17 protein-coding genes and 1 riboswitch are annotated in these 12,151 nt (G+C 32.0%); of the genes, 10 read left to right on the top strand and 7 right to left on the bottom strand.

Annotation, left to right across the window (positions count from 1 at the left end):
• Positions 1 to 4: 4 nt before the first annotated feature.
• The 5 genes from hisS to SB689_RS03525 form a co-directional block, all read right to left on the bottom strand.
• Positions 5 to 1,375 carry a histidine--tRNA ligase gene (gene hisS / locus SB689_RS03505; protein WP_410690742.1) on the bottom strand — a complete coding sequence of 457 codons (1,371 nt, stop codon included), beginning with the start codon at positions 1,373 to 1,375 and terminating at the stop codon, positions 5 to 7.
• 153 nt (positions 1,376 to 1,528) lie between these two features.
• A complete protein-coding gene (locus SB689_RS03510; protein ID WP_410690743.1) occupies positions 1,529 to 1,990 on the bottom strand; it encodes an HRDC domain-containing protein in 462 nt (153 codons plus the stop codon).
• Between the two features lie 14 nt (positions 1,991 to 2,004).
• The gene (locus tag SB689_RS03515; RefSeq protein WP_410690744.1) at positions 2,005 to 2,337 is read right to left on the bottom strand and encodes a single-stranded DNA-binding protein; all 333 of its coding nucleotides are present in this window, start codon (positions 2,335 to 2,337) and stop codon (positions 2,005 to 2,007) included.
• A gap of 320 nt (positions 2,338 to 2,657) precedes the next feature.
• Complete coding sequence (locus SB689_RS03520) at positions 2,658 to 3,380, bottom strand: hypothetical protein (protein ID WP_410690745.1); 723 nt, start codon at positions 3,378 to 3,380, stop codon at positions 2,658 to 2,660.
• Positions 3,381 to 3,417: 37 nt separating this feature from the next.
• Complete coding sequence (locus SB689_RS03525) at positions 3,418 to 4,122, bottom strand: hypothetical protein (protein WP_410690747.1); 705 nt, start codon at positions 4,120 to 4,122, stop codon at positions 3,418 to 3,420.
• A gap of 309 nt (positions 4,123 to 4,431) precedes the next feature.
• Here SB689_RS03525 and SB689_RS03530 point away from each other — a divergent pair, with 309 nt between their 5' ends.
• The 8 genes from SB689_RS03530 to SB689_RS03565 are packed head-to-tail and all read left to right on the top strand — an operon-like array spanning position 4,432 to position 9,890.
• Positions 4,432 to 5,337: an arginase family protein gene (locus tag SB689_RS03530; protein WP_410690748.1), complete on the top strand. Its 906-nt coding sequence runs from the start codon at positions 4,432 to 4,434 to the stop codon at positions 5,335 to 5,337.
• The gene (locus SB689_RS03535) at positions 5,338 to 5,934 is read left to right on the top strand and encodes an HPP family protein (RefSeq protein WP_410690749.1); all 597 of its coding nucleotides are present in this window, start codon (positions 5,338 to 5,340) and stop codon (positions 5,932 to 5,934) included. It abuts the gene before it with no gap.
• A 6-nt stretch (positions 5,935 to 5,940) separates the two neighbouring features.
• A complete protein-coding gene (locus SB689_RS03540) occupies positions 5,941 to 6,285 on the top strand; it encodes a hypothetical protein (protein WP_410690750.1) in 345 nt (114 codons plus the stop codon).
• Between the two features lie 27 nt (positions 6,286 to 6,312).
• Entirely contained in the window at positions 6,313 to 7,221 is a 909-nt protein-coding gene (locus SB689_RS03545) for a TIGR01777 family oxidoreductase (protein ID WP_410690751.1), read from the top strand.
• Positions 7,222 to 7,245: 24 nt separating this feature from the next.
• Positions 7,246 to 7,818, top strand: a complete 573-nt coding sequence (locus tag SB689_RS03550; RefSeq protein WP_410690752.1) for a hypothetical protein — start codon at positions 7,246 to 7,248, stop codon at positions 7,816 to 7,818.
• A gap of 54 nt (positions 7,819 to 7,872) precedes the next feature.
• Positions 7,873 to 8,454, top strand: a complete 582-nt coding sequence (gene nudK, locus SB689_RS03555) for a GDP-mannose pyrophosphatase NudK (RefSeq protein WP_410690753.1) — start codon at positions 7,873 to 7,875, stop codon at positions 8,452 to 8,454.
• 13 nt (positions 8,455 to 8,467) lie between these two features.
• A complete protein-coding gene (locus tag SB689_RS03560) occupies positions 8,468 to 9,232 on the top strand; it encodes a hypothetical protein (protein WP_410690755.1) in 765 nt (254 codons plus the stop codon).
• 40 nt (positions 9,233 to 9,272) lie between these two features.
• Entirely contained in the window at positions 9,273 to 9,890 is a 618-nt protein-coding gene (locus tag SB689_RS03565; protein ID WP_410691284.1) for a DUF2306 domain-containing protein, read from the top strand.
• Here the strand turns inward: SB689_RS03565 and SB689_RS03570 are convergent.
• On the bottom strand, positions 9,837 to 9,959 hold the full coding sequence (locus SB689_RS03570; protein WP_410691296.1) for a hypothetical protein: 123 nt from the start codon (positions 9,957 to 9,959) through the stop codon (positions 9,837 to 9,839). The two genes, SB689_RS03565 and SB689_RS03570, sit on opposite strands and share 54 nt — an antisense overlap.
• Before the next feature lie 131 nt (positions 9,960 to 10,090).
• Here SB689_RS03570 and SB689_RS03575 point away from each other — a divergent pair, with 131 nt between their 5' ends.
• Positions 10,091 to 10,474 carry a VOC family protein gene (locus SB689_RS03575; RefSeq protein WP_410690756.1) on the top strand — a complete coding sequence of 128 codons (384 nt, stop codon included), beginning with the start codon at positions 10,091 to 10,093 and terminating at the stop codon, positions 10,472 to 10,474.
• An 81-nt stretch (positions 10,475 to 10,555) separates the two neighbouring features.
• A complete protein-coding gene (locus tag SB689_RS03580; RefSeq protein WP_410690757.1) occupies positions 10,556 to 11,086 on the top strand; it encodes a Crp/Fnr family transcriptional regulator in 531 nt (176 codons plus the stop codon).
• 229 nt (positions 11,087 to 11,315) lie between these two features.
• Here the strand turns inward: SB689_RS03580 and SB689_RS03585 are convergent, their stop codons facing one another.
• Entirely contained in the window at positions 11,316 to 11,777 is a 462-nt protein-coding gene (locus SB689_RS03585; protein WP_410690758.1) for an Lrp/AsnC family transcriptional regulator, read from the bottom strand.
• A gap of 154 nt (positions 11,778 to 11,931) precedes the next feature.
• Positions 11,932 to 12,116: riboswitch (cobalamin riboswitch) on the top strand.
• Positions 12,117 to 12,151: the final 35 nt, after the last annotated feature.

The following is a 12,151-nucleotide window of genomic DNA, read 5'->3' on the forward strand; positions in this document are numbered from 1 at the left end:
TTTATTAGTTACCTAAAAACTCCTCCAAAGAAACAGTTTTCTGTTCTCCGGCTGCAAGATCTTTAAAAGTAACTGTTCCATTTTTAAGTTCTTCTTCACCTAAGAAAACAAGGTTTTTAATTCCTTTCTTTTCTGCGTAGGTGAATTGTTTTCCGATTTTTGCATTCTCGGGATATAATTCTGCTGAAATCCCTTTTTCTCTTAACTGCATAATTAGTTTTAAGGCTTCCAAAGTTTCTTCACCTCCGAAATTGGCAAATAAATATTCAACTTTAGATGTTGCTTCTTCAGGGAAAAGTCCAAGTTCTTCTACAACAAGATAAATTCTGTCAAGCCCAAAAGAAATTCCGATTCCAGGAATGTTTTTCACTCCGAAAACTTCTGTAAGATTGTCATATCTTCCGCCACCACCGATGGACCCCATCTGAACTTCGTCAGCTTTCACCTCGAAAATAGCTCCTGTATAATAATCTAATCCTCTCGCCAACGTAATATCAAAAACAAGATTTTGGATATCAACGCCAAGACTTATGGATTTAGTTAAAACAAATTCCAGTTCTTCAACACCTTTTGTTCCTACTTCATTTCCAATAAATTTTTCTTTTAATTGAAGAAGATTTTCCAATGCATCATCGGACTGAGTGAATAGGAAATCTAATTTATTAATCGATTCCTGAGAAATTTCTCTTTCTAATAATTCTTTTACAACACCTTCTTTTCCAATTTTATCAAGCTTGTCAAGAGCGACGGTGAAATCAATTAATTTATCTGTAATTCCCGCATATTCAGCCAATCCGGAAAGAATTTTTCTGTTGTTTAAATGAATCGTAACAGGAACTTTTAAATCAGCAAATGATTTTAAATATAATTGAACCAAATCTACTTCCTGAAAAAGACTTTCGCTTCCTACAACGTCTGCATCACACTGATAAAACTCTCTGAATCTACCTTTTTGAGGACGGTCTGCTCTCCAAACCGGCTGAATTTGGTAACGTTTGTAAGGGAAAGTTAATTTCCCGTGATTCATTGCTACGAATCTTGCAAAAGGCACGGTAAGGTCGTAACGAAGGGCTTTATCTGTAAGATTTTCTGAATTAAATGGCTTATCTAAAGCTCTTTGAAAATCAGTAAGCATTTGAGATTTTTTCTCATCTTTAGCCTCATTTATACTTGAGTTCATGATTTTAAAAATCAAACGATCTCCTTCTTCTCCGTATTTCCCTGTCAATGTTGAAAGATTTTCAAAGCTTGGGGTTTCCAATGGCTGGAATCCAAATAATTCGAAGTTTTTCTGTAAAATATTAATGATATATTTTCTTCTTGAAACTTCTTCTGCTGTAAAATCTCTCGTCCCTTTTGCTAAACTTGGCTTCATTTTATAATTGATAAATGATGATTAATAATTGATATAGTTGCAAAAATAAGGAATTGAAAGGACTTTTTAAACTCAATAAAAAAAGTCGAAGAATGAATCCTCCGACTTCTCATTTTTATTTTCATCATTTATGTTCCAGTGATCTATGAAAAATCAGATATTTTCAAGGATTTCTAATATTTCTTCACCATAATTTTCAATTTTATGCTTTCCAAAACCTTTGATCTCCAGCAATTCTTCTTTTTTGGCAGGTTTATATTTAGCTACAGACATCAATTCTTTATTGGTGGCAATAAAATAAGAAGGAAGATTTTGTTCTTTTGCTTTTTCTGAGCGCCATAATTTTAAGGCATTTAAAATCTTTTCTTCATCATAATTAAGCGTATCATCTTCGAGAGAATATTTGGCTGTTTTATTTTCTTTTACAGTATTCGAAGTTTCTTTCAGTCTTAATTCTTCAAAATATAAAACAACAGACCAATAATTTTCATCGTGTACAAATGCGGTTTCTACTTTAATAATTTCGTGAGATTCCAGAAAGCGGTCAAGCGTTTCCTGATCCTGATATAGAAATTCTTCGGGTAATCTTATTTTAAAAACTTTTACTTTCATCATTTGTGCTTTTAGAATTATTTACCTCCTAAAAGTAAGATCTCATCAACACGGATCTCAGTTATATATTTTTTCACACCGTCTTTATCGTCGTAAGATCTATACGTTAATTTTCCTTCAATAGCGATCTCTTTTCCTTTTGAAACATATTTTTGAAAGATCTCAGTAATTTTCCCGAAGAATACCAAATTATGCCATTGAGTTTCTTCTACTTTTTCACCTTTTGCATTGGTGTAATGATCGTTTGTTGCCAAAGACACTGTACCCTTTACAGCGCCGCTATCGAAGTTTACTACCTCTACTTCTTTTCCTGTGTAGCCTATTAATTTTACTTTGTTTCTTAGTGACATACTATATATTTTTAAGATTAATGATTCAGATAAGAGACGTTCACTGTTTTCTCAAATCTCTGTGGCAAAGGTTGTTGAATTTGAAAACCAGAATCGGTATAAAACTATTTAAATTCGTTTGTAGTCGTTTACAATCGGATAAAGGAAAAAGAATTAATCACAAAAAACCGCCTAAAATAGACGGTTTTCGTATAGTGAAAATGTATTTACTTAATGAAATTTCAATTATACAAAAAGAGGGAATTTCTTGTATAATTTCTTGCTTTCTTTGTGTTATTAGAATCTATTGATTTTTAATTATAAACAATTTCATTGATTACTTACTTTAATAGTATTAATGAAAAGCTATTTTGTCCGGCATTAACTCGGGTAACATTTGATGTACATCCTCCGCCATTACGCACCAGCATATAATAAGTTCCTGCCTGCAGGTAACCTACATTAGCAGAATAAATGAAATCATAAATAGTTCCGCTCGCAAAATGAGCATCCTGCTGAACATATGGTTGATTAGCGGCAACAGTAGTACTGGTTGACAGATTATAGGCAATATACACCCCGCAACCAGCAGGAGTTTTATCTGTAAGTAACTTAGGACTTATAAGATAATATCCAGGAATTGTTACTGTAGCAACAGAACCTACCCAAGCATAACTCGTTCCTATATTAACCGAACCCCCAGTTGTTGAATTAATTACAACAGGAGGTGAAGAATTTTGCCAGGTTCCTACTCCATTATTATCTGATACCAAAAGTTTTCCGTTTCCTTCTGTTCCGTTTACAATTCTTAGGGCTCCGTTTGTACTATTATTTATGTGTAGTTTAGTTGTTGGAGAATTCGTTCCTATTCCTACATTTCCATTAGATATTACCGTAAAATCATTTAATTGCTGTGTAGCAGTCGGTAATCCTGTTGATGGATTATCTTTAGCTGCATCAATAGTAAACTGACCTTGTGGATTGGAAGTATGAATACCAGTCTGCGAAAAGGCACATCCTGATAAAAAGAACATTAAGAAAATAATATTTTTTTTCGTTTGCATTTTATTCCGCTTATTTTTATAAATCATGGGTAGCAAGTTATTTTAATAGTGTAAGAGTAAAACTATTCTGACCGGCATTAAGCCTGGTCGTATTCGAAGTGCAACCTCCACTATAGCGAACTAACATATAATAAGTTCCTGCTTCCAATAAAGCAACATTGGTAGAATAAATAAAATCTGTGACCGTACCCGGTGCAAAGTGGGAATCTTGAAGCGGGAATGCCGGATTTAAAATACCTGTAGAGCTCTTGCTTAAATTATATGCAATAAAATTTCCGCAATTTGCAGGAGTTTTATCTGTAATTAAACGAGGACTTATAAGATAATATCCTGGAATAGTAACCGTTGCAGAAGAACCAATCCAAGTGAAAGTAACAGCTAGCGGAACCTGAGTTCCCGTGGTAGAAGTAACAATAACTGCCGGACTTGAATCCTGCCAAGTTCCAACTCCATTTCCGTCAGAAACCAAGATCTTACCATTTGCCTGCGTACCGTCTGTTAATCTAAAACCTCCATTTATATGAACTTTATTAGTTGGAGAATTCGTCCCGATACCTACATTTCCTGTAGATGTCACGGTAAAATCATTTAATTGTTGAGCAGCATTGGGCGTTCCTGTAGCAGGATTATCTCTAGCTGCATCAATAGTAAACTGACCTTGAGGATTAGAAGTATTAATACCAACTTGGGAATAATAAAATGCAGAGAACAAAACTGTAACTAAAAGTATTGTTTTTTTCATGTTTGAATTGAAATTAAGTTTGATTATTAGTAATTAAGGGGAAAAATTTATCAGAATATTTCAAAATTTGTTGAAATATCACCAAAGGTAGTTTAAATAACATTATAATTACTAATTTAAAAGCTTTTTAATATAAATAAATTGTTAATTTCATTAATATTAACAAAAAATTCAAAACAATAATACATTTATAAAATAAAATTTATACTTTATGATTATACAATATAAGAACAATGAAAATATTTGATCTAAATTCACTCACAGTCGTTTGAAAACGGATAATTCCGTATCTTTGATTAAATTTAATTTATGAAAAGGGATATCAATATTTTTGAGTTTCCTCTCAATTTGGGATTGACAAAAAAAGAACACGAGATTGAACCCGGCGTTAAAAAACTTCCTGACTGGCTCAGGAAATTTGACTTTCATAAAAGAATTGAACCCAACAATATTTTCAGATTAGAAGCTCCCGAATATACAATGGATTTTGATGAAGAAACTCAAGTGAAAAATTCTCATCAGATTATTGAATATGCGAAAAAACAATCCGAGCTTATCTTAAAGAATTTCGACAAAAAAATATTCAATATTATTCTCGGTGGCGACTGCAGTATTTTGATTGGAAACGCAATTGCTCTTAGAAAAATTGGAAACTTTGGTCTTTTTTACCTTGACGGTCATACCGATTATATTCCGCCACAATTGTCTCCAAGCGGTGGCGTTGCCGGGATGGATCTGGCAATTGTTTCAGGGTTGGGACATGAAAAACTGGCTAATATCGACAATCTTAAGCCTTATTTCTTAGAAGAAAATATATTCTGTGTCGGAAATGCTGAAACAGATGACGAAGAATATGTAGAACAGATTTTAAATTCAAAAATCCATTATTTTGATCTTGAAAATCTCAGGAAAAATGGTTTCAGAAAGACGTCTGAAGATTTTTTACAAATCATTCATGATAAAAAACTTGATGGATTTTTCATTCATTTTGATGTTGATATTTTAAATGATAAAATTATGCCCGCCGTTGACAGCAGAATGGAAGACGGAATTGATTACAACGACCTTAAAGAAATTCTACAACCTTTAATAAATAACGAAAAATGTTTCGGAATCGAGATCACCATTTTAGATCCCGACTATGATGAACAAGGAATCTATACACAACCTTTCGTAGAAAATTTAATTCAAATTATAAAAAATAAAGAAGAATAAATGAAGAAGACAATAAAAAGAACATTCAGAGTTTCAAAATATGTGATTTATAAAGAAACGCTGGTTGATTATAAAGAACATTTCTGGTCATTTTTAGGCGCTTTTTTTGGAATTGGACTTATTGCATTTATTCAATCTCATCAGCTTTTACAGGCGGAAAATGTATTTTTGATTGGTTCTTTTGGTGCCTCAAGTGTTTTGATTTATGGAGCTATCCAAAGTCCGCTCGCACAGCCTAGAAATTTAATTGGCGGTCATGTACTTTCTGCTTTGGTAGGAGTTACCGTTTATAAAATTGTGCCTGATATTATCTGGTTATCCGCTCCGTTAGCGGTTGCATTTTCCATCATATTAATGCAATACACGAAAACACTGCATCCTCCGGGTGGCGCGACGGCTTTAATTGCCGTGAGTTCAACAGGGAAAATCCCTGAATTAGGCTATTGGTATGTGATTTCTCCCGTTTTGTCGGGATGCATTATACTGTTGATCGTTGCTCTGTTCTTCAACAATCTTACCCCAAACAGAAGCTACCCTACTCACAACAGATTTATAAGATTATTGAGAAAAAAACAAACACACAGAATGAAAAAGTAAAAAATTATGGATTGTCTAGAATGTGGCGAAAAAATTATCGGCCGGTCAGATAAAAAATTCTGCAACGATGCCTGCCGAAATGCCTACAACAATAAGCAGAATAAAGATTCTAATAACTTTATGCGAAACGTGAATAATAAGCTTCGTAAAAATTATCGAATCTTAGGTGAACTCAATATCGATGGTAAAACTAAAGTTCTAAAATCTAAATTAAATGGCTTGGGTTTTGATTTTGATTATTTCACCAATTTTAAAGTTTATAAAAACGGTTCCGAGTACAAATTTATCTATGATTACGGCTATAAATTGTTAGAAGATGATTTTGTTTTGATTGTAAAAAATCAAGCATAATCTGTATTAAACTTAAATTTAATTATTATGAAAGAAGTTGTTTTGATCACCGGTGCCAATGGAATGGTTGCCCAGGAACTATCCAAAAAGCTTGAAAAAGAATATTCCGTACGATTTTTAACCCGAAAAAAACAACACGCCAACGACTTCGAATGGAACATAAAAAACGGAACAATCGATGAATCTGCCTTTGAAAATATTTCTCACATCATTCATTTAGCCGGAGCCAATATTTCTGAAAAACGCTGGACTGATGAGCGAAAAAAAGAATTGATTTCAAGCCGGGTAGATTCTGCAAAGTTACTTTTAGATACTTTAAGAAAGAAAAATATTAAACTTAAATCTTTCATTTCAGCTTCAGGAATTAATTATTATGGAACTGTAACAACGGAAAAAGTTTATACCGAAGATGATCAACCAGGAAATGACTTTCTAAGTGATGTTGTTGTTCTTTGGGAGAAATCTGCAGATGATTTTAAAGAACTGAATTTATCAGAAAGAGTCGTAAAAATACGCACAGCAGTCGTGCTTTCAGAAAAAGAAGGTGCTCTAAAAAAAATGTTGCCAACGATAAATTTAGGTATCGGATCACCTCTCGGAAGCGGAAAACAATATATGCCTTGGATTCATGTGAAGGATATTTGCTCTATTTATGAATTTGCATTAAAAAATTCAAATATAGAAGGAGCTTACAACGCGAATTCTCCACAACATACGACGAACGAAAATTTAACTAAGAAAATCGCCGAAGTAGTTAAAAAACCACTATTTATGCCCAATGTTCCGAGTTTTGTTTTAAAACTGATATTTGGAGAATTGGCAGACGCTTTGCTGGAAGGTTCACGAGCATCTTCACAAAAAATTCAGAATGCAGGATTTCAGTTTGAATACCCTGATTTAAAATTAGCTTTAGAGGATTTACTCAATAAGAAATAAATTAAAATAAAAATTACAAAATATATGAAACTGCTATTTTCATTAAGCCTTTGTTTATCACTATCAATGACAGCTTTTGCTCAGAAAAAGGAAACTTTAAGCTCAAAAGATAAGGCAATTGTTGAACATTTTAAAAATGATTACAAAAAGAAAAACTATAAAAAATTTGAAGGTAAAATAATCGTAAAAGATAATCTAGTTCAGTTTGACGATAAGGTTATTAATTACAATAAATCTGACAAAACCACCAAATTATTTTTGCAGGAAGGCCTTATTTACCCTCAGCTTCTGACCGACTATCAGATGGAAAAATTTCTTGATGAAACTACTGATAAAACTCAGAAAAGATTCTTAAAACTTCAAAAAGATCCTCGCGCTTCTTTTGACGTTAACAATATGAGAATCAATTCTTCTGATGAACTTGTTTCATTCAGTACAGATCCAAAAATCAAGAGGTTTAAGCTTGTATGCAACGACAATAAAATTCCGGGAACACCTATTTATATCATTGAATTGACCAATAAAGGTGCGACAAAAGATACTACTCCTGAAGAATTTATCAAAAACTCAAAACTGACTTATCTTCAACAATTATAGTTGAAAATTAATTATTGATATAAGTTTAAAATTTTAACACAGAACAAATTCATAATGCAAAATAGCAAAGTAAAGATCCTAAAAACAGAAATTTTATCAGACAACTGGTATACTTTAAACAAAATCACTTACGAAAAAATAAGCAGCAACGGTTCCGTACAAATCCAAAGCAGAGAAGCTTACGACAGAGGAAATGGCGCGACAATCCTATTGTATAATCAAGAATTGAAAACCGTTATTTTGACGAGACAATTCCGCTTACCGACTTATATCAACGGAAATTCGGACGGAATGCTTATTGAAACCTGCGCAGGATTATTGGATAACGACAACCCCGAAGAATGCATAAAAAGAGAAACCGAAGAAGAAACCGGCTACAAGATTTCAAAAGTTGAAAAGGTTTTTGAATCTTACATGTCACCAGGTTCAGTAACTGAAATTCTACATTTCTTCATCGCTGAATATTCTAAAGAAATGAAAACTACTGATGGTGGCGGATTGGAAGAGGAAGGAGAAGATATTGAAGTTTTAGAGCTTTCTTTTGAAGATGCGCTTGCAATGATTGATTCGGGTGAAATCAAGGATGCGAAGACGATTATGTTGTTGCAGCATGTGAGGGTGAAAAATATTATGTAATTTTTAAAAATATATGTTCAACCCAACCCGAAGAAACAGAAATATAGGAACCGAAAACCAAGGTTTTGGACAAAATAATAAGCTGAAAATTTCTATACCTTACGGAACTTTACTCTCTTTTTATGAAAGAATTGAAAAGTATCAAAAGGAAATTAGAGTTATTAATGATCATGAATTTTTATTTGTAGTTGAAGAAACTCGCGAAAATTCAATTCATTCATGCTCCGTTAATGATTTAGTTAAAATTATTCAGCAAATTCCATCTGAAGATTATGGAAATTTAAAATTCATCATTTTAAGACAGTCTAAAAGAAAAGAAGAAATCATTTCTTCAGTTTGGGGAAGATTGGTTTATAGTTATGAATTTGAAAATGAATACTTCCCTGCCATTATTTTAGATACAATTGATTTGAATAAAAAAATAATCTGGCCAAGAAAACAAAGTATTGAAGATCAAAAAGAGTTTGAAAGGCTTAAAAAGGATGGGCATATTTTCAATGAAAATAAAAGAGAATTCATAGCTGATTTAAAACCTAACCCTTCAAGAAATACACAGCTTTACAGAACTTTACTACACGAATTTGGACATTATGTTCATTATTTGGAAGTGGTTGAAAGACCAGGAAATGAAGATGAAGAACATGAATTAAAAGAGGCTAGAAACGATTTTTATTTCAGTCTTCCGAAAGTTGAAAAAGAAAAATTTGCTCATAAATATGCTGACAATTTGAAAGCTAGACTGCTTCAAGAAAAAATAATTCCTTTTGAATATCTATAAATTCATATCAGCTATTGCACTTTTCATATTTAGTCTTGTTATGCTAAATACCATTTCTCAATACACAACTTTTGAAAAAAATATTGGCTTCTTACAGTTTAAACAGGATGTTGTAAATAATAAATATTGGCTGTTATTCTTTTACATTCATATTTTTTCAATAATATTTTGCCTTTTGGCTGGTTTAACACAGTTTTCAAATCATTTTTTAGCTGAAAACCGTAAACTTCATAAAATAATTGGGAAAATATATGTGTACAATATTCTAATCATTAATTTTCCTGCCTGTTTTGTACTTTCAATATTTTCAAATGGAGGAATTATAGGAATTACAGGCTTTTTATTGCAAAATTTTCTCTGGGCATATTTCACTATCCTTGCCGTAATTTATATTAAAAAAGGAAATATCAACAAACATAGAATTTTTATGATTTTAAGTTATTCAATAACAACAACAGCAATAACTTTTAGAATCATAAAAAATCTGGTTTATCAGGAGAACCTTTTTTCCTATCAGCTATTTTATGGGATTAATGTTTGGATTTCGTTATTTATCAATCTATCAATTGCTTATATTATAATCGTCAAAAACAAATCAATAACCTTATCTTCCAATAGTAACAGTATTAATAAGAATAAAAAGAGTAATCGCCATTAAAATTACCAATGAAATAAGAAAAACAGAAGCATCTAAAGCTGCTGGATATTGTGTATTTTTTGTATACATCCTAAGATATTTCATTGCTAAATAAGCAAGTCCAACATTAATTACTAAAATAAATAAGAGAAATAATAAAATCATCGGTTTTAATTTATCTCAAAACTATTAATTTTTAAATTATAAATGACCAAAAAATCATGCAAATTCAAAACATCGACCACATCGTATTAACCGTAGTTGATATTGAAAAAACAATTGAATTCTACACTCATATTCTAGGATTTCAAGTTGTAACTTTCGGAGACAACAGAAAGGCGCTAACTTTTGGAAATCAGAAAATCAATCTTCATCAAAAAGGTCATGAGTTTGAACCCAAAGCCGAATATCCTACCGCTGGTTCTGCAGACCTTTGTTTTATTGCAACAACAGATATTCATGATGTTTTAGAAGAATTGAAACAGAAAAATATTGAAATTATAGAAGGAATTGTTGATAGAACGGGTGCTTTGGGAAAGATAAAATCTATTTATTTTCGCGATCCTGATCAAAATTTAATTGAAATCAGCAATTATTTAAGTTAAATCATTCTAAATACACACATTAAGTAAAAGATGATTAAAAAATGCCTAATTTCGTATGCATAACTTAGTAATAAACACGTAATGCAACTTGATGAAAAAATTTTATCTACTATACTCACTGATTTTGAACAGGAAAAATTCGGTCCCAAAGAACTTCTGATCGAAGAAGGCAAAATCGCCCGAAAATTTTACTACATCGAAAAAGGAGTTACGAGAGGCTGGCTCAATAATGACGGAAAAGAAATTACTTTTCAATTCATGTTTGAAGGCGCTTTTATTTCGTCTTGGGAAAGTCTTTTTTACAGCCTGCCAAGTCTTTATAATATTGAAACAATAGAACCTGTCACTGTTTACAGCGCTTCTCTTGAAGATTTCAGACAGAAAATGGAGCGTAATCCTTACATCAAAGATTTCTATTATAATAACCTTCAGCAAAGACTTTTAAAGTATCAAAAATTATTTATTTCCAGAATAAAAGATACACCGGAAGAACGATACAATCAATTATTTGAGCAGTCTCCAGAGATTATCCGCAGAATTCCGCAACATTATATTGCGTCTTATCTGGGAATTACTTCTGTTTCTTTGAGCAGGATTAGAAGTCGGAGATAATTTAAAATAAAAATTGTTTAAACTTTTCATTTTAACCACAAATCGAAGATTCGACGGAGTCAAAAGTTACAAAAGATTAACACATTAGTATTTTAAGTCAATCGATCGACCGCAAATAAGAACACATTAGTTTTAAAAATCTTTGATTTTTATTCTTTTGAAAACTATTGTCTCCTAATAATGGGTATCAATTAGCTTTTGCCTCTTTTGTGGTTAAAATTTACAATTACTAAATATTCACCCCATAAATATTCTTCACTTCCGCCATCACAAAAGTGCTGTGCGTACTTCCGATGGAATTTACAGAGCCCAATTTATTGAACACAAAATCTTGATAATGCTTCATATCTCGTACCTGAACTTTTAGGAGAAAATCAAAATCTCCGGAAATATTATAACATTCCGCAACTTCATCAATCTGTAGAATATCTTTCACGAATTCATTTCCAACAGAACGGTCATGAATTTTCAGTTTGACCTGACAAAAAACGGTAAAACCACGGTTCAGTTTTTCAGCTTCCAAAACGGCTGCATAATGTTTAATATAACCTTCTTGTTCGAGTCTTTTCACTCGTTCAAAAACAGGCGATGCTGAAAGATTAACTTCTTTCGCTAACTCTTTTACGGTCAATTTTGCATTCTTTTGTAGGATTCTTAACAGTTGAAGATCCTTTTCGTCGAGTCTTTCCACAGAATAATATTCTTTTTTTGATTTTATTTTTCAAATTTAAAGAATAAATATCTTTTCAAATTGATTTAAACGAAATATTATACTTAATATTTAGTACTAAGCCAATCAATTCACTTTAATCAATATCTTTGAACTCTATTTTGTTCTTTAACATACTTCATCAAACGGAAAAGGTTTTACTTAAGGTAAATTAATAGGGAATCGTGTGAAAATCACGAACTGTCGCGCAACTGTAAGTAACACAAAAAAGTTTTTGTCCAAGTAGATCCACTGTGAAAACGGGAAGGATGACAAAAACTGTTACAAGTCAGGAGACCTGCCTGTTCCGAATTGACAATGCTTTCGCGGTTTGAAGCTTTTGGGTCATACAGATG

Origin of the sequence: Chryseobacterium sp. SIMBA_038, from assembly GCF_046535115.1 — a bacterium.
Taxonomy (GTDB): domain Bacteria; phylum Bacteroidota; class Bacteroidia; order Flavobacteriales; family Weeksellaceae; genus Chryseobacterium.

Coding starts and splice junctions, on each gene's coding strand:
- hisS (WP_410690742.1), bottom strand. CDS start 1,375: ATGAAGCCAAGTTTAGCAAAAGGGACGAGAGATTTTACAGCAGAAGAA.
- SB689_RS03510 (WP_410690743.1), bottom strand. CDS start 1,990: ATGATGAAAGTAAAAGTTTTTAAAATAAGATTACCCGAAGAATTTCTA.
- SB689_RS03515 (WP_410690744.1), bottom strand. CDS start 2,337: ATGTCACTAAGAAACAAAGTAAAATTAATAGGCTACACAGGAAAAGAA.
- SB689_RS03520 (WP_410690745.1), bottom strand. CDS start 3,380: ATGCAAACGAAAAAAAATATTATTTTCTTAATGTTCTTTTTATCAGGA.
- SB689_RS03525 (WP_410690747.1), bottom strand. CDS start 4,122: ATGAAAAAAACAATACTTTTAGTTACAGTTTTGTTCTCTGCATTTTAT.
- SB689_RS03530 (WP_410690748.1), top strand. CDS start 4,432: ATGAAAAGGGATATCAATATTTTTGAGTTTCCTCTCAATTTGGGATTG.
- SB689_RS03535 (WP_410690749.1), top strand. CDS start 5,338: ATGAAGAAGACAATAAAAAGAACATTCAGAGTTTCAAAATATGTGATT.
- SB689_RS03540 (WP_410690750.1), top strand. CDS start 5,941: ATGGATTGTCTAGAATGTGGCGAAAAAATTATCGGCCGGTCAGATAAA.
- SB689_RS03545 (WP_410690751.1), top strand. CDS start 6,313: ATGAAAGAAGTTGTTTTGATCACCGGTGCCAATGGAATGGTTGCCCAG.
- SB689_RS03550 (WP_410690752.1), top strand. CDS start 7,246: ATGAAACTGCTATTTTCATTAAGCCTTTGTTTATCACTATCAATGACA.
- nudK (WP_410690753.1), top strand. CDS start 7,873: ATGCAAAATAGCAAAGTAAAGATCCTAAAAACAGAAATTTTATCAGAC.
- SB689_RS03560 (WP_410690755.1), top strand. CDS start 8,468: ATGTTCAACCCAACCCGAAGAAACAGAAATATAGGAACCGAAAACCAA.
- SB689_RS03565 (WP_410691284.1), top strand. CDS start 9,273: ATGCTAAATACCATTTCTCAATACACAACTTTTGAAAAAAATATTGGC.
- SB689_RS03570 (WP_410691296.1), bottom strand. CDS start 9,959: ATGTATACAAAAAATACACAATATCCAGCAGCTTTAGATGCTTCTGTT.
- SB689_RS03575 (WP_410690756.1), top strand. CDS start 10,091: ATGCAAATTCAAAACATCGACCACATCGTATTAACCGTAGTTGATATT.
- SB689_RS03580 (WP_410690757.1), top strand. CDS start 10,556: ATGCAACTTGATGAAAAAATTTTATCTACTATACTCACTGATTTTGAA.